The following is an 18,559-nucleotide window of genomic DNA, read 5'->3' on the forward strand; positions in this document are numbered from 1 at the left end:
CACAAAAAATTCGAATATGGAATATATTAATTTATTCGTACGAAGCATCTTCATAGAAAATATGATCTTTGCTTATTTCCTCGGGATGTGCTCGTACCTGGCAGTTTCCAAGACCGTAAAAACAGGGGTAGGATTAGGAGCAGCGGTTATTTTCGTACTGTCTATAACTGTACCTATTAACTTCCTGCTTGACAAATACCTTCTAAGACCCGGTGCTCTTACCTGGTTGAACGAAGAGTATGCAACTATAGATCTTAGTTTCTTAAGTTTTATCATGTTTATTGCGGTGATCGCAGCTATGGTACAACTTGTTGAAATGATCGTGGAGAAATTCGCACCAGCCCTTTATGGAGCTTTGGGTATCTTCCTTCCTTTGATCGCTGTGAACTGTGCCATCCTGGGTGGTGCACTGTTTATGCAACAAAAGGATTTCTCCGGGATAGGAGAAGCTGCTACTTATGGCTTTGGAAGTGGAATTGGATGGTTCCTGGCTATTCTTGGAATCGCTGCTATTCGCGAGAAGATTGCCTATTCAAATGTTCCGGCTCCCCTTAAGGGATTAGGAATAACTTTTATCATCACCGGACTTATGGCTCTTGGGTTCATGAGTTTCATGGGAATTAAATTATAGAGAGAAAGCAATGGAAGTAATTATAGCAAGTGTTGTTGTATTCTTAGCCCTGATCTTGATCCTGGTGGCTGTTCTTTTGGGAGCAAAAGCCAAGTTGATCCCATCTGGGCCTGTAAAGATCAATATTAACAATGAGAAAGACATTGAAGTAGGATCTGGAGGAACTCTTCTTTCTACTTTGGGTGAGAACAAGCTCTTCCTGCCTTCTGCCTGTGGTGGAGGTGGTACCTGTATTCAATGTAAGTGTATTGTTGCTGAAGGTGGTGGAACAATTCTACCAACCGAAGAGCCTCACTTTACACGAAAGGAGATCGCCGATGGATGGCGTCTGGGGTGCCAGGTAAAAGTGAAGCAAGATATGAAGATCACCATTCCTGAAGAAGTATTTGGTATCAAGAAATGGGAAGCTACTGTAGTGAGTAACTATAACGTAGCCTCCTTTATCAAGGAATTCGTTGTGGAGATTCCTGAAGATATGGATTACAAAGCTGGAGGATATATCCAGATCGAGATCCCTAAGTGTGAGGTGAAATACCAGGATATGGATATCACTGCTCACCCTGAGGAACATCCGGGAGAACCTGATAAGTTTAAGCTGGAGTGGGATAAATTCAACCTTTGGCCACTGGTAATGAAGAATCCTGAAGTAGTCGAAAGAGCCTACTCTATGGCTTCTTATCCTGCTGAAGGAAGAAGGATCATGTTGAACGTTCGTGTGGCAACTCCGCCATGGGATCGTGCAAAGAATGACTGGATGGCCGTAAACCCTGGGATAGCATCTTCTTATATCTTTAATCAGAAAAAAGGAGACAAGGTTACCATTTCAGGACCTTATGGAGAATTCTTTATAAACCACAGTGATGCTGAAATGCTTTACGTAGGTGGTGGAGCCGGAATGGCGCCAATGCGTTCTCACCTGTATCACCTCTTCAGAACTCTTAAGACCGGAAGAAAAGTGACTTACTGGTATGGAGGTCGTTCAAAGAGAGAGTTATTCTATACAGAACACTTTAGAGCTTTGGAAAGAGATTTCCCTAACTTTAAGTTCTACATTGCCCTTTCTGAACCTCTTGAAGAAGACAACTGGAAAGTAAAAGATGGAATTGACGGGGAAGGAGATGGATTCGTTGGATTTATTCACCAGGTGGTAATAGATAACTATTTAAGTCATCATGATGAACCGGAAGAAATAGAATTCTATTTCTGTGGACCACCGCTAATGAACAAAGCCGTTGAAAAAATGGCTGAAGACTTTGGTGTGCCGCCGGAAAATGTGAGATTTGATGACTTTGGAGGATAATCTAAAGTAGAATTATAAACAAAAACAGCTGCCTAAGGGCGGCTGTTTTTGTTTAGGTTTCAATACATTTACCTTAAATAATTAAATTTGCTGTATGTCGCAACTTACAGATCAGGAACTTCATAACCTCGCAATGAACATAGTTGGAAAGGACCTTGAGGAGCAGGGCTACGAATTTTTAGGAGTAAACAGTGAATTTAAAAAGGATCCACAGTTCGTCGCATTGAAGGATAAGAAGCTGCATTTTGTTATAGTGCGGGCTATAGAATATCCACATGATCCCAGAGAGATCGACATGATCTTTCTTGAAACCATTAAACAACATGCAAAGAAATTCGATGCACGTACATTTTATGCAGGAGTGGGACTGGCAAATTCACGAAATTACGAGTTGCCTGTATCAAGTTCCGAAGATTACGTCATCAATTACCCCGGATTAAAAGAGATCTAAAAATGACATTTTTGAGACCTATTATTTTATTGTTTTCCTGTTTACTTATTCTTTCCTGCTCTCAGATAGATGAGAAGAGAAGCGCCAATGGAGAGGCTTTAGGGACTACTTATTCAATTGCTTATTATTCCGAAGATCTAATTCCAATGGATAAGGCTTTGGACTCTATTTTTGAGAGGGTAAACCAATCTATGAGCACCTACAGGGATTCTTCCGATATTTCAAAAATAAACAGGGGAGACAGCCTGGTGGAAGTTGACAGTCTTTTTCAGGAAGTCTTTTTGCTGTCCAAGGAGGTATGGGAGAAAAGTAACGGGTATTTTGATCCAACTGTTGGCGACCTGGTAAATCAGTACGGGTTTGGGCCCGAAAATGGTCCTAAAGAAGTGGATTCCATCACCATTGATTCCCTTATGCGCTATGTTGGCTTCGGAAAAATGAAGCTGCAGGATGATATTGTAATAAAGGAATCTCCAGAAATGTATCTCGATTTTAATGCAATAGCAAAAGGTTACGCTATAGACCTGATCGGTCATTATTTGGGTTCTCAAGGAGTAGAGGATTACTTAATAGAACTGGGAGGTGAACTGCTGGCTCGCGGCGTCAATAAAGATAAGGGATCCTACTGGCTGGTTGGAATAGATGATCCTATTCAGCAAATGGGTCAAAGGGAGCTTACAGCAGCTATAGAATTGAGAAATAAGGCTATGGCTACTTCCGGAAATTATCGAAAGCATAGAACGGATCCCGAAACCGGAGCCCTTTATGTGCATACAATAAACCCACTGACGGGATTTGCTCAAAAAAGCGATCTTCTAAGTGTGACTGTTCTTGCCGAAAATTGTGCCTTAGCCGATGCTTACGCGACGGCATTCATGGCAATGGGATACGACCTTTCCAAAATGCTGCTTTCCCAGGAGAAAGATCTTGAAGCTTTTCTAATTTATTCCACTCTTGAGGGGGAAATGAAAGAATTTGCTACTCCGGGATTTAAGGAAGTGATGAAGGAGCTGTAGCAGGGAAATCAAGAGTCAGGCATCGGGAGCCAAGAAATTTATGCGGGCAGTGCTAATTTTCTGTACCCGTTGAAGAGAATTTTTCCGGAGCATTGAGGGTGGAGAATGATCGGGAGTGAGCTTCATACTCCGAAGAATAAAAATTCAGTAAGCCTGCACTTGTGGTCCGATGGCCGGATTCGTAATCGGGGAGGCAGCGCTGCTAGTCCTGGACTAATTAGAAACTAATTACAATTTCACTCCTGCTATTTCCTGGCAACAGGAATTATTTCCCCTTTTGAAAGGCGGTACCTGTCGACCAGTTGTGCATCCATTTTAGACGTAAGGTCAACTTCCTCAACTGAAAATCCTATACTGCGAAGTTTCTCAAAGTAATCCCTTCCGTAAACCCTTACATGGTCATATTGCCCAAAGATCTTTGCTCTTTCTTTTGGATCTGTAATGGAGTCATCCTGGAAAGTCTTTTCCCGTTGTAAATCCTGTGGGATCTGAAGAATAGCTGTGCCTCCCGGCCGCAGGATCCTGAAGAGCTCCTTCATTGCCTTGGTGTCATCCGGAATATGTTCAAGAACGTGGTTACACAGAATAAAATCAAAGCTACTGTCTTCAAAAGGCAAATTGCATATATCAGCTTTTACGTCTGCAAGTGGTGATTCCAGATCTGTTGTCGTGTAGTTGAGGTTCTTTAATTTTCTAAACCGTTTATAGAAAGCCTGCTCAGGTGCGAAATGCAATACTTTATGAGGAGCAGTAAAGAAATCGGTATGATGCTTCAGGTATAGCCAGAGCAGCCTGTGTCGTTCGAGAGAAAGGGTAGAGGGAGAGAGTACATTTTCCCGCTGTTGTTCATAACCATAGGGAAGGAATTTTGAAAAGCTTCTGCCGTCTATGGGATCTGTGTATTTGTTTCCGCGGAGGCTAAGCAGGAAAAAAGGTTTCACCACGTAACTTAGCCTAATGAGGATGGGACGCGGAATCTTGTTCAGAAAAAACTTAAAAGCTTTCCCGATCATACCTTTATATCTCCCCAGTTTTCTCCCGACTTAATCCTGTACAACTGCATTTCTGAAACCCCAAATTGCTTGGCAAGTACTCTGATTCTGGTCTTCCGGTTGGGATCTAGTAGTTTTTTCTTCAGGATAGTCGCCTGGGCATAAGAAAGTTTTGAATAGCATTTGATAGTGCCCAGCTTGCGCTTTAGTTTATTCTCCTTTACCTGCGGATTGTTCTGCTGGTGTGCTACCCACTGTTTTTTGCTCACCCATGCAAGGTTGCTCACCTTGTTCTCGGTCTTATTGTAGTTCTTGTGGATAACGTATTCATCCCCTTCCTTTTTCTGTAGAAAGAGCTCGGCTACAACGCGGTGAATATAACAGGCTTGTTTTTTACCATTTTTGAGAGTTGCAACAAAAGTGAGAAAGCCTTGTGATTTTCCACCTTTTAGGAGATCTCCGTCAGGATTTTTGACATAGCTCACCACCCTTCCGTAGTTAGAAACAGCATAACGAAAACGTTCCTGCCAGTTTTCTCTGGAATAAGGGAGCCACTTTTCCTGCCGAAAATTTTTAATCATTGAAGTTGATGGTTTGTGCCCGGAATTCTTCCTCCTCATTGCTTTCTATTCCCAAAGCTTCATAAATGTAATGAAAAGTTGATAATAGTTCGGGTTTTCCATCAATTAATGCAACGTCATGTTCGAAATGTGCACTGGGTTTATTATCTGCTGTGAGAATTGTCCAGCCGTCCTTGAGCTGTTTTATCCTGTGAGTTCCGGCATTGATCATAGGCTCGATAGCCACAACCATACCTTCAATGAATTTTTTACCGCGGCCTCTTCGGCCATAGTTAGGCATTTCCGGATCCTCGTGCATTTTTGCACCCAATCCATGTCCAACCAGCTCTCTCACTACTCCAAAGCCATTTTTCTCTGCATGTCGCTGGATCGCAAATCCTACATCCCCAACACGATTTCCTATTTTGAATTCCCTAATCCCAATGTAAAGGGATTCTTTAGTGACATCCAGTAACTTCTGAGTTTCAGGATCTATTTCTCCCACACCGAAGGTGTAGGCGTGATCACCATAAAATCCATTTTTGTAAGCGCCACAGTCGATGGAAATAACATCCCCTTCTTTAAGCGGTTCTTTATTCGGTATACCGTGTACCACCTGTGCGTTGGGACTCATACAGAGGGAATTCGGAAAGTCATACATTCCTAAAAATCCTGGTTCTGCGCCATGATCGCGTATGAATTCTTCAGCCATTTTGTCCAGCTGCAAGGTGGTTACCCCCGGCTTCACTTCCCCGGCCAGCATTCCTAAAGTTTTTGACACAATTAAGGCACTGTGTCTTATAAGTTCAATTTCTTCTCGGGTCTTTGGTATGATCATTATAACCTTTTAAAAATTTTGAGCAGCCCATTACTTTTCCTGGGAAGCTCATTCTCCAGCGCACTGGATTTTACAAGTTGATGATAGATCTCTCCCCATGGGGGAAGGCCGTTAATATTTCGATCGTCAATAAAAACATCGGCAAGGATCTTTCGGCTCATAAACTGTTCTTCGTACTCCTCTTCGGGATAGCTCTTATTGACGGCATAGAATTTTATGCCTTTGGCTTCACAATATTCCACAGCCTCTTCCAGTTTTACTCCGCTTCTATAGGTCCATAAGATGATTTGGTGACCTTCCTGCTGTAACTTCTTCAAGGTTTCAAAAGCAAACAGGATGGGCTTTCCGATTTTCGGATAGCGGTTTTCTACAAGAGTTCCATCAAAATCAACTGCTATGGTCAACATTTTAGACATGCGCAAAAATAAGAATTTAAATCAAGGAGGAATTATGCTTACTCGTACGAATGCTTGTATTCCTCGCCAGAGACTATTTTCGCAATATCATCTTCAAAATCTTCCTGTGGATACTCCACAAACCTTCCTGCTTCCTCTCCATCCTTATAAAAAATAATGGTAGGCACATAGGTTATGTCATATTCCTTTTGTCTGTCATCGGGTAAGGTCTTGTCTTCTCTTACCGCCCTTACTTCCATCTTGTTAAGATCATAATTACTTAGCTCCAGGACCTTGTAAAGTTTTGGAACTTCCCGCTGACTATCGGCGCACCAGGTCCCCATGAACATCACGATCTCATAGTCATTGATATTTTCCTTAATGGTCTGCAGTGCCTCATCATTCGGTTTATAGGATTTGTACATGGGATCAAACCAGGCTGAAAAAGGAGCCTTTTGCAGATCTTCCAGGCCTAGTTTTCCTACCAGGATATCAACTTGTTCTTCCTGGATCACCGGTTCCGGCTTAGTTGCCACAGGTTCACTTGGTTGAGAACCTCCACAATTAGTTGCAGCGATCAACAGTATCGAATACAATAAAAACTTCATGATTAAAAGAGGGGTTTTTGAGTCATTAATTCAGGCTGTTCTACACCCATAAGTTTTAAGATAGTAGGCGCTATATCTCCAAGGATCCCGTCCTTGATTTCCTTGACATCCTTGTCTACCAGGACAAAAGGTACGGGATTGGTGGTGTGGGCTGTGTTTGCACTTCCGTCTTCATTGATCATGAATTCACTGTTTCCATGATCTGCAATGACCAATACAGAATAGTCATTCTCCTCAGCAGCTTCCACGACTTTTTTAGCACATTCATCTACTGTTTCGCAGGCTTTTACGGCTGCTTCAAAGACTCCTGTGTGACCCACCATGTCGGGATTTGCAAAATTCAGACAAATAAAATCGGCCGATCTCTTTTTGATCTCCGGTACAATGGCATCAGTTACTTCATAGGCGCTCATTTCCGGTTGCAGGTCATAGGTAGCAACTTTCGGGGAATTGATCATGATCCTGCGTTCCCTCTCAAAAGGCTGCTCCCTTCCGCCGGAAAAGAAAAATGTAACGTGTGGATATTTTTCAGTCTCTGCAATCCGTATCTGCGACTTACCTGCACGCTCCAGTACCTCACCCAGAGTAGCCTTAATATCTTCTTTGCTGAAAACCACATGAATATTCCTGAAGGTTTCGTCATACCGGGTTATAGTAACGTAATACAGTGGCATGGCTTTCATCTCCTGTTCCGGGAAATCCTGCTGGGTTAAAGCCTGCGTGAGTTGGCGACCTCTGTCTGTCCTAAAATTAAAGAAGATCACTACTTCCTCTTCCTCAAGAGTAGCTACAGGATTTCCTGAGCTATCTGTCATTACGATGGGTTTGATGAATTCATCTGTGACTCCGTCTTCATAGCTTTTCTGAATGGCTTCGGAAGCATTCTGATATTTTTCACCTTTGCCATTGACGATAAGATCATAAGCCATTTTGGTTCTTTCCCAACGCTTGTCGCGGTCCATGGCATAATATCTTCCAATAACTGAAGCCAGTTTCCCATTTGTCTTTTCCAGGTGCGCCTGAAGGTCCTCGATAAAACCTTTTCCGGAATTGGGATCCACATCACGACCATCGGTGAAGGCATGAACATATTTTTCAGAAATGCCATATTCTTCGGCTGCCGTAAGCAGTCCTTTAAGATGGTTTATATGGGAATGAACTCCGCCATCACTTACGAGACCCATAAAATGAATGGGTTTGTTATGAGCTTTGGCGTAGTTAAAAGCCTGTTCGAGTACAGGTTCTTTTCCAAGACTGTCATTCTCAACTGCCAAATTGATCTTCGCCAGATCCTGATATACTATTCTTCCTGCTCCCAGGTTCATATGGCCCACTTCACTGTTTCCCATTTGACCTTCGGGAAGACCAACATTCATTCCGTCGGTGCGAAGCTTACTGTGAGGATACTTGTTATATAGGGAATCAATAAATGGAGTATTTGCCTGGTCAACGGCCGAAGTTTTGGGGTCATTGCTGATCCCCCAGCCGTCCAGGATCATCAATATTACTTTCTTATCCATTAAAATAGGGTTTGCACAAAGATACGAAATATGCATGGGGAGAAAAGTGTAAAGTGAAGTCAAAAAAGTCTTTAAGGCTGAAGGAAACTAATAAGGAAAAGTTTAACAAATTTGGATTCCTGTTGCGCAATATTTTTATAAATTTTGAGTTTTGCTATGTGGAGGAGGAGAATGTTAAACTGCTCATTAATACTGAATTAATTGATGATTTCTGCTTTTTGGTATGACCTTTGAATAATTAATAGCAACTAACAACTTTAACAAAAAGATATGATAAAGAAGATCACTGCCCTAACTCTATTTTTAACTCTTACCGTCTCTTTCGCTTTTACTGCATACACACCTGCAGAAACTGCTCTTCCAGTTAAAGAAGTGACTGCTTCCAATGAAGTAGCCGAACCAACTGCCGAAGAAAAGATCGACCTTCTATACGAGACTTTTGCAGCCTTAAATAGCAATATGCCTTCCCGCGTCTCTTTTACCTATGCCCTAACAGGTTATAACAAGCTGGAAGCAGAGGAAAAGATCAAGAATCGTTTGTTGAGTATTGTAGATTTTAGTCTTCCTTCAACAGAAAAAAGATTATGGATTCTCGACATGGAAACGAATGAGGTTCTTTACCACACCTATGTTTCCCACGGAAAAAATACCGGTGGTAATATGGCTACCAAATTTTCAAATACCCCTAATTCTCTGCAAAGCTCCCTTGGATTCTATGTAACTGCGGAAACTTATTACGGGAAGAACGGACTTTCTCTTTTCATCGACGGGATGGAAGAAGGATATAACTCTAACGCACGTGAGCGCTACGTAGTTATCCACGGGGCAGATTATGCTAAAGAAGATTCAATCAAGAGACTAGGAAGACTTGGTCGTAGCTATGGATGTCCTGCCGTGCCAACTGAAGTGTCAAAAGAGATCATCAACAAAATAAAAGGAGGTTCTGCATTATTCATCTACCACACAAGTGAGGATTACCTTGCAAACTCTACATATATAAATTCTCAGGCAGTTTAAGCCAGTTATTCTGTCAATTTGGTGTAGATCTGTTCATCGAGACCATAGACATCATTAATAACAACAGTTTTATCTCCGGCCCGCCAGGCTGTCCAATAGAAATGATGGACCTGGATGGGCCGGTCTACATTAACAGTAGTTGTCTTTCCAGATCTAATGACCTCCTGAATCCTGTCTTTACTCCATTCATTCTGATTCTCCACAAGGTAAGCGGAAAGGTCTATGGCATTTTCCACCCTCACACAACCCGAACTCTCTGCACGTTCCGATTGACTGAACAGGCTTTTTGCAGGAGTGTCATGTAAATAGATCAAATATTTATTAGGGTACATGATCTTTACCTGGCCTAAAGGATTTGAAGGTCCTGCCCTTTGAGTAAAGCTATAATTCATGGCTTCACTGCTGTCCCAGTTAACATTTGAAGGATCGACCTTTTCTCCATTGGGCCCTGTAACCGTCATATTGTTTCTACTCAGATACGAGCGGTCGGCTGCCATTTTTGGGATGATATCCTTAGACTTAATTGTAGGAGGAACCGTCCAGGTGGGGTTGATCACCAGGTGATTTACAGTATCTGAAAATATTGGTGTCGGTCTCGCTTTTGCTCCGGCAATGACATTATGTTCTCTAATTGTGTCACCATCCTTTACTACAGCCAGCCTGAAGTGAGGGATGTTGATGAGGATATAATGATCTCCCAGGTCGCGGGGATACCAGCGCCATCTTTCCAGATTAGCGAGGATCTGGTTGTAGATATCCTGCGGCCCCTTATTTAGTTCATCTATAGTGGAATTCCCGATAATTCCGTCGGTCTGAATGCTTTTGCTTTCCTGAAATTCTTTAATAGCCTCAACCAGAGCTTCCGAATAAACATTTTGGTTGGTCAGGGAATCAGGATTGAATCCTGAAAGCTGCTCCAGCCTTTGAGCAATAGCCGAAATCCGGGGATCGGAATCATTCGGTTTTATTACTTGGCCCCTTGCTATTTTGTTGATGGTATCCTGTTTGTTTTTTAATTCTCTGTATTCAGCTAAACTCTTTTTTAGCCCATGATACACCTGGCTCTTTGGTTTGAGATCTTCCAATATCTCGGGAATCTCATTGTTTTCTACACCTTTTTGAAGTAATTCTTTAAGATCCTTCGGTTGTCTTGAGATACCCCAAAATTCATGAAGTTCTTCAGGATCTAATTTTCCGTAGTAGAGATGCCGCGCATAAGTGAGAAAAGCGTCAGAAAGCAAGAGGTCCAGCCGGGCAGCCTGCCCTGCATCAAGATTTGACAGGGAAAGCAGGGAGTCAATTTCCAGTCCGTGATAATCCCTGAAATTAAGACCTTCCTCTTCCGCAGCTTTTAGGCTGTTGTAAAAGGAGTGAAGGACTTCGCCATCACGCCATAAGGACCTGTAGTCCCTTTGGCTGTAAATCTCCTCCAGGTTTCCCCCTTCAAAAATGTCATTTTTAGCAGATATTTCTGTACGTATGCCATCTGGAGTCGCTTCTGCAATTCTTTTCGAAGCCTCATCTGAAGAGGCACGGGTCATTGGATCTCTTTTATCCTCCTCACAGGCACTAAGGCTAATAAGGAGAAGGATCAATGGTAGTAAAAGGTTCTTTTTCATAGTTCAGTAGGGTTTTTGTACATCACAATATGCATGCACACATTTGGGATCATAAAAGGAGTGCCAGAAGTTTTATATCCATGTTTTTCATAGAAGCCGATCGCCGTTTCTCTGGCATTAAACCACAAAAGTATCTGCTGATTTTTCTTTTTAAGGAGCTTTTCGCCTTCGAGGAGCAGTTTTGTTCCTAGATCTTTTCCACGGAAGGAAGGTAGAACCGCCATTCCGCGCAATTGGTATTGAAAAGGAGCTTTAAAAAGTTCATTTTTTCGGGCTACATAAGTAGCAACTGCTACCAGCTTCTGCCGGTGGAAATAGCCTAAATGAAAAGTTTCCTCCTCCAAATCTCCTTCAAAAAAGCATTCTTTTAAAGGTCTCCTGGGACGCAGTACTTCCTGCCGTACGGGATAAGTTTCTTCGGCTGATATTTTCCGGATCAAAGTTTTAAGATTATTCCTCGGTAGCCTTCACATCATGGTATTCCTCATGTCGCTCAAACTGGGCGGCAGCATATTTACACAAAGGATCGATCTTGAGGTCGTTCTCCCTTGCATATTCTACACTGTGCTTCACCAGGCCACTGGCTAGTCCTTCCCCTGTGTATTCAGGTTCGGTTTCAGTGTGATCGAGGGTCATGACGTTATTGTCCTGAAGTGTATAGGTAAGTTCAGCAATGATATCTCCATCTTTTTCTATGTAGAACATTCCTTTGCCGTCTGCTTCTTTTTGCTGAATTTTTTTATTCATTTTATTTCTTTTGAAGGATTTCGTCTACAATACCATATTCCACAGATTCTGAAGCATCCATCCAGTAATCCCTGTTAAAGTCTTTGATTATCCGGTCATAGGACTGTCCGCAATTTTCGGCCAGAATACGGGCACTTTGCTCTTTTATCTTAAGGATCTCGGCTGCCTGTATCTCAATGTTCGAGGCCTGTCCCTGTGCACCACCGCTCGGCTGGTGGATCATAACCTTGGCATGAGGCTGCACAAATCTTCTGCCTTTAGCCCCGGCAGATAGGAGGATGGAAGCCATAGAGGCCGCCAGGCCTGTACAAACCGTAGAAACTGGGCTGTTGAGGCTCAACATGGTGTCATAGATTGCAAATCCGGAGGTAACATACCCGCCCGGACTGCTTATATAAAATTGTATTTCGTCGTTTCCGGTGGCATCCAGATACATCATCCTTTCTATGATGTGCTTTGCCGTTTTTTCATTTACAGTTCCCCAGAGAAAAATTTTTCGCTCATTGAGTAAGGAACGTTCTATATGATCCTGAAGTTTTCCGCTTTTATCTGTGTCTTTCATTTGAAATTTTAAAGATTGGTAGCTAAAAATATGACTATTTTTGCAGAAAAATAGGGGATGAACCTTGCATTTAACAAGATTTTAAAGGAAGAAATTCCGCAGATCCTGCCAATGATACAGCAGTTGATGGGCAACCAGTTTTCAGATGAAATTCTTACAGAAAGGTTCACTGAAATGTTTAGCCAGAATTATGAATGTTTCGGGATCTTCGATGAGGAGGAAATGATAGGTGTCTTTGGTCTGTGGTTCATGACCCGCCACTATGCCGGCCGCTCCTGTGAACCAGATCACATCTTTATAAGGGAGGACTACAGAAGTAAAGGAGTGGGCAAACAGCTCTTCAGGTTTATTTACGGCTATGCAGCCGAAAAAGGTTGTGAAACATCAGAATTGAACAGCTATGTGAGCAACTACAGGAGTCATAAATTTTACCTCAACGAGGGCTATGAGATCAAGGGATATCATTTTTTGAAAAAGCTCTAAATTTATTTGGAGCAATAAAAACTTTCAATATATATTTGCAGAGCAATACCAACGCGGGAGTAGCTTCCCGAGTCCTCGGGAGTAGAGTGTAAGTCATCCCGATTATGCAACAAGAATTTAAAAGGCGGGAGTAGCTCAGTTGGTAGAGCGTCAGCCTTCCAAGCTGAATGTCGCCGGTTCGAACCCGGTCTCCCGCTCAAAGCCTCGTCGAAAGACGGGGCTTTTTTTATGCGGGAGAACGTGTGAGAAGCCTGTTCTGAGTCCCCAGATTTCGGGATCGAAGGGAACCCGGTCTCCGGCTCAAAGCCTCGTCGTAAGATGGGGCTTCTTTGTTCCGCATATTTCCTTTTAACCAGCTTCACAATTTTTTCAAGATCTACTCGGGAATGTTAATGTTTTATTTAAAAGGGAAGCATCTGCTCTTATTCTTTGTAATTTGATTTAAAATTGATTCAAAAACCCTACGGAATGAGACAGATAAATCCACTTTTCCTTACCGGTACACTGGGAATGCTCTTCACTTCCATGTTCCACATCTTAATGGCTGCCATGACTTCTGAAGAAACTGCTGCGGCAGCTTTTTGGATGCTTTATCCGGTTTTTGCCGTGGTACTTATTGCCGGGACTTTGGTGATGATGAAAAGAAAACAAGCCGTTAAAGAATAAATTCAGCTAAATTTGAGCCGCTAATTTTCGGCTCATGAAGATCAAAAATCTTGCTTCTACTCCTTTTGATGAGGTATTAGCCTCTTTCCTCGCCGCTTTTAAAAACTACTTTGTGGAACTTCCCACGGATAAGTCCTACTGGGAAAAGCGATTTATCAATGCACGGGTTGACTGGGAGCTTTCCTATGGGATGTTTGACGGGGAGAAATTGGTTGGCTACATCATAAGTGCAGTTGACAATCACCTAGGATACCTTACCGCTTATAATACAGGAACCGGTGTTCTAACAGAATATCGGGGAAGAGGAATAGTAGACAACCTTTATGAACATGCACTGCCACTTTTGAAGGAGCGGGGAATAGAAAAATGTCTGCTGGAAGTGATCTGTGAAAATGAAAGAGCCATAAAAGTATATGAACGTATTGGTTTTAGATCGACACGAAGCCTTCGCAGCTTTACCGGAACTATACCCGAAGTTCCTTCTGAGAATACCCTTCAAAAATGTCATTTTTCGCAGGCAATTGAAAGCGGACTTTACAAATCAAAACACTATTCCTGGGATAATACAGCAGAAGCAGTAGTTATGATGTCTGAAGAAGTTCAGACCTGGTGCATTGGAAATAAAATCTCTCCCGATGCTTATTTGGTAATTGATAAAACCGGAAATATTCTTCAGCTGGAGAGTAAAGATGATAACTATGAACGGCTTCTTGGTTCGGCAGCTGTAATTGCAAAAGATGTAAAATTGAAGAATGTAGATTCAGAAAGAACTGAACTGATAAAGACTCTTCAAAAATGGCATTTTTTGAACCCTGTGAACCAGTACGAGATGGAAATGTTCATCGTCTAAAACTTGGGCAAGAATCCAGGAATAAAAAAAGAATTAAATCTTCAGGAACATGAAATCCCAACAATATCCTCCCAATTTGTTACCCGTAGATGGGAAAAGTTTCTACTTCGGAAGGATCCTGAGCAAGGAAGAGGAGGAAAATTTTTTCATGGAATTGATGAAAAAAGTTGATTGGAAGCATGACGAGGTTTTGATCTTCGGAAAAAAGATCACTACCGCCCGAAAGACTGCCTGGTATGGAGACAGAGAGTTCGAATATACCTACTCAAAAATGACAAAAAAGGCAAGGCTTTGGATTCCGGAGCTATCGCCACTGAAGCAGAGGGTAGAGCAGGAGACAGGCCTGGAATTCAATTCCTGTTTGCTCAACCTGTACCACAGCGGGGAAGAAGGTATGTCCTGGCATTCTGATGCCGAAGCAGAGTTAGGGCCTGAACCTGCAATAGCTTCCCTGAGCCTGGGAATAGAAAGAAGGTTCGTGTTCAAACACAAAAAATCAGGAGAAAAAATAGAGCTTCAGCTGGAACCGGGAAGTCTTCTGCTCATGGCTGGAAAAACTCAGAAATACTGGTTACACAGCCTTCCGAAGTCAAAGAAGATAAAGGAGCCGAGGATCAACCTCACCTTCAGAAATATTAAAAAATAGAAAATCCGGTTAGGGTGGTAAGGCGTTCCAGGGAAGCCATGCCTAAAGCCGAATTACCTTTAGGATTGAGCGGCGGACTCCAAACGGCTACCGCAAACCTATCGGGGTGAACAGCAACAATCCCGCCACCAACGCCACTTTTCCCCGGGAGACCAACTTCAAAACTGAATTCGCCCGCTTCATCATAAAATCCGCAGGTTTGCATGAGAGCGTTAATCCTTTTCACCTGCCGGCCGGTAAGGAATTCTCTGTCAGATTCTATTGTGGTACCGTTGTTGGCAAAAATGATAAAAGCGTTAGCCAATTCCTTACAGGACATGGCAATGGAGCATTGGTGAAAGTAGAAATCCAGCACCTCTTCAACGTCATTCTCAATATTCCCAAAAGACTTGAGATAATTTACAATTGCGTAGTTCCTGTAGCCTTCAGATCTTTCGGATGCAGCCACTACGGGATCATAATCAATACTGGAATTGCCGGTGATCTCGTGCAAAAACGCCAGTAGAGACGCTTTGGCATTACTAAAAGAAGAGACCAGAACATCGGCCACTACAAGGGCGCCGGCGTTGATATAAGGATTTCTGGGAATACCCGAATCGTTTTCCAGTTGCGACAAGGAATTGAACGGATCTCCCGAAGGCTCTACGCCCACGCGATTCCACAATTTATCACCCATTACCTTCATCGCCAGGGAAAGGGTGAAAACTTTTGAAATGGATTGAATGGAGAAACGTTCTTCGCTATCCCCAAAGCAATAGTTGTTTCCCTGCAGGTCATAAAGATGCATTCCGTATTTTGAAGAAGGCACTTTGGCCAGTTCCGGAATATAGGAGGCCACCTTACCAGACCTTGGTTTGTTGATGAACTCCTGCTTTATCTGGTCGAGGATCTTTTGATATTCTACATTATGTGAGGTCATTAAGCAGGGTTTCCGGTTCAACTTCATATGGATCCTGGCCGGCTTCAAAAATGCGTGCATTGAGCATCCCCTTTAGCCTGATGTCCTTCCCTTTGACTTCGAGCCAGCTTCCCTCCCGCAGGCCAACCACCGGTGGCGTATTAAAATTATGGAATTCTTTAATGCGGGTTTCTCTTGTTTCTCCTTTATGAGTGGACTTAGGATCTGGATCGAGGTAGTGCGGATTAATATTGAAAGGTACTGCGCCCAATGTGGTAAAGGATGGGGGATAGACAATAGGCATATCGTTGGTGGTCTTCATGCTGAGACCGGCGATATTAGTTCCCGCACTGGTGCCCATGTATGGAGCACCATTATTAATTCTCTCCTTTAGCACCGGGATGAGGTCATAATTATAAAGCTGTTGTACAAGCAGGAAAGTATTTCCGCCGCCTGTGAAAAAACCTTCAGCCTTTCTAATGGCTTCAGCTGGAGTATCAAAATCATGAATTCCCTTAATTCCCAGACCCGCCTTTTCAAAAGCTTTTTGAGCTGTCGAGGTGTATTCATCATGAGTGATCCCGCCGGGGCGAGCATAAGGAATAAACAGGATCTCGGTGCAGCCCGAAAAATGGCTTTTTAGAGTAGGAATCAAATATTCGAGGTATTCCTGGCCGTGCAGGGTCGAGGTACTGGCGAGGAGGAGGTTTTTCATCTTTCAAAAATTAGTAAGGATTGTAAAATTAAGAAAACTCGCAGAGGGATGTTTTAAAATTTGGCCAATTCTCGGCTGGATTTATGATTCAAGATTCAAAGTTCAGGATTTAGAATTCAATTTCTAATCAGTGGAGTTTTCAGGAAGGATTGAATTTTTTGAAGTGCGTCATTATCCCCTGGCCACTGAATTTAACTAAAGTTTAGTCGGGGATTAGATTTTTATAAAGATTTGATTTTGTTTCTTTAAGAAAACAGCCAATATGAAATCCCTTCTAAAGTTATTTTTTTTGTTTATTTCTTTTACTGCTCTGGGCCAGGACAGGGTGCAGATCACGGGGAATATTACCCCGCCAATTGGTGAAAGTGCAGAAGGTATTTCGATCATTAACCGCACTGCAAAAACAGCGACCATCGCCGATGAGTCGGGGAGTTTCAATATTAGGGTGGCTGCAGGAGATACTCTCTTCTTTTCTGCCTTACAGTTTCAGAACTTTTCGGTTTTAATAGATGAAGGGGTGGTGGAAAACGGACGGTTGAAGGTTTTCATGTCTGAAGCGGTTACAGAGCTTCCGGAAGTCGTGGTCACTCCTTATGATCTTTCGGGGAATGTAAGGGTAGATGTGGCTATTATTCCAGTGGTAACGGTAGATCTTCCTACCAAACCGGCTGCCGAAATTAATCCTTATGAACACACCTTTAGGCCCGATTCGCTTGTATCACCTGCCAATGCCGCTATGCGCAGCGGAATGATCTACAGCGGAATGGATTTCGCCAATATCTTCAGGAACATCTTCACTTCCCGCGATGTAATGACCACAGTGGGAGAAGAGGAAGAACTGGATGAACAGGTGCTGCTTTTATATGAGGATGATTTCTTTATGGAACACCTGAATATTTCTGAGGACAACATCAGGGAGTTCATCTATTTTGCTGAAGATAACGGTCTGACTCCTGAAATGCTGGAGCCGGATAATGAGATGCTCCTGGTTGAATTTTTAGTAGCTCAAAGCCAGAAATACAAACAACGGAAGGCAGGGAATAAATAGCGGGTTTATGTCTCCATTCTGAAAGCAGTAGTTGGAATATTGCAATTTCTTACCAGATTTTTCCTTTCTTTAGAAGATGAAGAAGCTTCTCCTTTTAATTTCTTTCATTTTTTTAAATATTTCTGCAGCTCAATCCCAGGAGCGGGTAGAGGTAACCGGAACAATTATAGTTCCTGCAGGACATTCTCCCGGCTCCATCCACGTCTACAACAAATCTACTGGTAAGGGAAGTGTTTCTGATTCTGGAGGTAACTTCGAAATACGGGTTATAGAGGGCGATTCGATATATTTTTCGGCATTGCAATTCAAAGAACAACTTGTCGTAGTAGATGCTGAAGTCGAAAAAAGAGGTAGGCTGGTAGTGGAGATCCTGGTCGGTGTCAACGAACTTCCGGAGGTGGTAATTCGGCCGCATGATCTTTCAGGAGATCTTGAAATAGATGCAGAAAATATTGAAACGCAGGACCTCTTTCTGCCTACCATGACTGCATTTTCTATTAATGATTACGATTGGGAGTGGAGGGCAGATGCTCAAACCGGGGTTGTAAATGCTGCCATGCCATCAAGTACAGGTATGAAAAATGGTGCAAATCTTAAGGCGCTTTTTGGAGAAGCGATCAGTCTGCTATTGCCTCCGAAAAAGGTCAAGAGTCCGGCACCTTCTCAACGCAATAACATTGGACTTATTAAACTGGAGCGGGAAATAAGGAGCCGATATGATGAGATCTTTTTTAAGGATGTATTGAATATTTCTACAGAAAGCATCAGTGACTTCATAGAATTTCTGGATTCAAAAGGATTCTCTGCCGACCTCCTTGAAAAAGAAAGAGAGCTGGAGCTGATTGAGCTATTGATATTGAGGAGTAGGGAATTTGCAGAAGTTTAATCGCAAACTATTAAGATGAACCATTCACTTTTGACCCGAAAAAGGTTTTCCAACACTAAGAGTAACTATCGAAATCTCGACACAATTTTCGTCACAATGTAAAAACAAAAA

At 42.6% G+C, this 18,559-nt stretch carries 23 protein-coding genes and 1 tRNA gene; 12 read left to right on the forward strand and 12 right to left on the reverse strand.

All coding sequences use genetic code 11. The features are described 5' to 3' along the window. The first annotated feature begins 16 nt into the window (after positions 1-16). The 4 genes from nqrE (at position 17) to VR862_RS14630 (ending at position 3,398) form a co-directional block, all read left to right on the forward strand. Positions 17-631, forward strand: a complete 615-nt coding sequence (gene nqrE, locus VR862_RS14615; protein WP_324721760.1) for an NADH:ubiquinone reductase (Na(+)-transporting) subunit E — start codon at positions 17-19, stop codon at positions 629-631. Positions 632-641: 10 nt separating this feature from the next. Continuing rightward, the gene (gene nqrF, locus VR862_RS14620) at positions 642-1,931 is read left to right on the forward strand and encodes an NADH:ubiquinone reductase (Na(+)-transporting) subunit F (RefSeq protein ID WP_324721761.1); all 1,290 of its coding nucleotides are present in this window, start codon (positions 642-644) and stop codon (positions 1,929-1,931) included. Positions 1,932-2,025: 94 nt separating this feature from the next. Beyond that, on the forward strand, positions 2,026-2,382 hold the full coding sequence (locus VR862_RS14625) for a DUF8840 domain-containing protein (protein WP_324721763.1): 357 nt from the start codon (positions 2,026-2,028) through the stop codon (positions 2,380-2,382). A 2-nt stretch (positions 2,383-2,384) separates the two neighbouring features. Then, on the forward strand, positions 2,385-3,398 hold the full coding sequence (locus VR862_RS14630) for an FAD:protein FMN transferase (RefSeq protein WP_324721764.1): 1,014 nt from the start codon (positions 2,385-2,387) through the stop codon (positions 3,396-3,398). A 245-nt stretch (positions 3,399-3,643) separates the two neighbouring features. On the opposite strand, the gene VR862_RS14635 is transcribed toward VR862_RS14630, so the two are convergent. Genes VR862_RS14635 through gpmI form a run of 6 tightly spaced genes read right to left on the reverse strand, consistent with a single transcriptional unit; the run spans position 3,644 to position 8,311 of the window. Further along, positions 3,644-4,411: a class I SAM-dependent methyltransferase gene (locus VR862_RS14635; protein ID WP_416384502.1), complete on the reverse strand. Its 768-nt coding sequence runs from the start codon at positions 4,409-4,411 to the stop codon at positions 3,644-3,646. Then, positions 4,408-4,971: an HNH endonuclease gene (locus VR862_RS14640; RefSeq protein WP_324721766.1), complete on the reverse strand. Its 564-nt coding sequence runs from the start codon at positions 4,969-4,971 to the stop codon at positions 4,408-4,410. The genes VR862_RS14635 and VR862_RS14640 overlap by 4 nt, the downstream gene beginning before the upstream one ends. Then, the gene (map, locus tag VR862_RS14645; RefSeq protein ID WP_324721767.1) at positions 4,964-5,788 is read right to left on the reverse strand and encodes a type I methionyl aminopeptidase; all 825 of its coding nucleotides are present in this window, start codon (positions 5,786-5,788) and stop codon (positions 4,964-4,966) included. Before map ends, VR862_RS14640 begins: the two co-directional genes overlap by 8 nt. Further along, positions 5,788-6,204, reverse strand: a complete 417-nt coding sequence (locus tag VR862_RS14650) for a BT0820 family HAD-type phosphatase (RefSeq protein WP_324721768.1) — start codon at positions 6,202-6,204, stop codon at positions 5,788-5,790. Before VR862_RS14650 ends, map begins: the two co-directional genes overlap by 1 nt. Before the next feature lie 38 nt (positions 6,205-6,242). Further along, positions 6,243-6,791: a TlpA family protein disulfide reductase gene (locus VR862_RS14655; RefSeq protein ID WP_324721769.1), complete on the reverse strand. Its 549-nt coding sequence runs from the start codon at positions 6,789-6,791 to the stop codon at positions 6,243-6,245. Positions 6,792-6,793: 2 nt separating this feature from the next. Further along, entirely contained in the window at positions 6,794-8,311 is a 1,518-nt protein-coding gene (gene gpmI / locus VR862_RS14660) for a 2,3-bisphosphoglycerate-independent phosphoglycerate mutase (RefSeq protein WP_324721770.1), read from the reverse strand. Between the two features lie 270 nt (positions 8,312-8,581). On the opposite strand from gpmI, the gene VR862_RS14665 reads away from it, so the two are divergent. Beyond that, positions 8,582-9,328 (forward strand): murein L,D-transpeptidase catalytic domain family protein, encoded by a 747-nt coding sequence (locus VR862_RS14665; RefSeq protein ID WP_324721771.1) that lies wholly within the window; start codon positions 8,582-8,584, stop codon positions 9,326-9,328. Positions 9,329-9,333: 5 nt separating this feature from the next. Here the strand turns inward: VR862_RS14665 and VR862_RS14670 are convergent, their stop codons facing one another. Genes VR862_RS14670 through VR862_RS14685 form a run of 4 tightly spaced genes read right to left on the reverse strand, consistent with a single transcriptional unit; the run spans position 9,334 to position 12,256 of the window. Beyond that, positions 9,334-10,947, reverse strand: coding sequence for a L,D-transpeptidase family protein (locus tag VR862_RS14670; protein ID WP_324721772.1), 1,614 nt, complete (start codon positions 10,945-10,947; stop codon positions 9,334-9,336). Further along, positions 10,944-11,387, reverse strand: a complete 444-nt coding sequence (locus tag VR862_RS14675; RefSeq protein WP_324721773.1) for a GNAT family N-acetyltransferase — start codon at positions 11,385-11,387, stop codon at positions 10,944-10,946. Before VR862_RS14675 ends, VR862_RS14670 begins: the two co-directional genes overlap by 4 nt. 10 nt (positions 11,388-11,397) lie before the next feature. After that, positions 11,398-11,694 (reverse strand): GNAT family N-acetyltransferase, encoded by a 297-nt coding sequence (locus VR862_RS14680; RefSeq protein ID WP_324721774.1) that lies wholly within the window; start codon positions 11,692-11,694, stop codon positions 11,398-11,400. A gap of 1 nt (position 11,695) precedes the next feature. Continuing rightward, positions 11,696-12,256 (reverse strand): ClpP family protease, encoded by a 561-nt coding sequence (locus VR862_RS14685; RefSeq protein ID WP_324721775.1) that lies wholly within the window; start codon positions 12,254-12,256, stop codon positions 11,696-11,698. Positions 12,257-12,313: 57 nt separating this feature from the next. Between VR862_RS14685 and VR862_RS14690 the strand changes: the two genes are divergently transcribed. The 5 genes from VR862_RS14690 (at position 12,314) to VR862_RS14710 (ending at position 14,901) form a co-directional block, all read left to right on the forward strand. Further along, positions 12,314-12,739, forward strand: a complete 426-nt coding sequence (locus VR862_RS14690) for a GNAT family N-acetyltransferase (RefSeq protein ID WP_324721776.1) — start codon at positions 12,314-12,316, stop codon at positions 12,737-12,739. A 124-nt stretch (positions 12,740-12,863) separates the two neighbouring features. Beyond that, positions 12,864-12,936, forward strand: a tRNA-Gly gene (locus VR862_RS14695). 271 nt (positions 12,937-13,207) lie between these two features. Continuing rightward, the gene (locus VR862_RS14700; protein WP_324721777.1) at positions 13,208-13,405 is read left to right on the forward strand and encodes a hypothetical protein; all 198 of its coding nucleotides are present in this window, start codon (positions 13,208-13,210) and stop codon (positions 13,403-13,405) included. 34 nt (positions 13,406-13,439) lie between these two features. Further along, positions 13,440-14,255, forward strand: a complete 816-nt coding sequence (locus VR862_RS14705; protein WP_324721778.1) for a GNAT family N-acetyltransferase — start codon at positions 13,440-13,442, stop codon at positions 14,253-14,255. Positions 14,256-14,304: 49 nt separating this feature from the next. Then, positions 14,305-14,901, forward strand: coding sequence for an alpha-ketoglutarate-dependent dioxygenase AlkB family protein (locus tag VR862_RS14710; RefSeq protein WP_324721779.1), 597 nt, complete (start codon positions 14,305-14,307; stop codon positions 14,899-14,901). Here the strand turns inward: VR862_RS14710 and VR862_RS14715 are convergent. Then, positions 14,891-15,820, reverse strand: a complete 930-nt coding sequence (locus VR862_RS14715; protein WP_324721780.1) for a glutaminase — start codon at positions 15,818-15,820, stop codon at positions 14,891-14,893. The two genes, VR862_RS14710 and VR862_RS14715, sit on opposite strands and share 11 nt — an antisense overlap. Then, positions 15,807-16,514 carry a dipeptidase PepE gene (gene pepE, locus VR862_RS14720; RefSeq protein ID WP_324721781.1) on the reverse strand — a complete coding sequence of 236 codons (708 nt, stop codon included), beginning with the start codon at positions 16,512-16,514 and terminating at the stop codon, positions 15,807-15,809. The genes VR862_RS14715 and pepE overlap by 14 nt, the downstream gene beginning before the upstream one ends. A 262-nt stretch (positions 16,515-16,776) precedes the next feature. Here pepE and VR862_RS14725 point away from each other — a divergent pair, with 262 nt between their 5' ends. Then, entirely contained in the window at positions 16,777-17,562 is a 786-nt protein-coding gene (locus tag VR862_RS14725) for a BamP family beta-assembly machinery protein (protein WP_324721782.1), read from the forward strand. 76 nt (positions 17,563-17,638) lie between these two features. Further along, positions 17,639-18,448 (forward strand): BamP family beta-assembly machinery protein, encoded by an 810-nt coding sequence (locus VR862_RS14730; protein WP_324721783.1) that lies wholly within the window; start codon positions 17,639-17,641, stop codon positions 18,446-18,448. Positions 18,449-18,559 lie beyond the last annotated feature (111 nt).

It is taken from the genome of Salinimicrobium aquimaris (genome assembly GCF_035607535.1).
GTDB lineage: Bacteria > Bacteroidota > Bacteroidia > Flavobacteriales > Flavobacteriaceae > Salinimicrobium.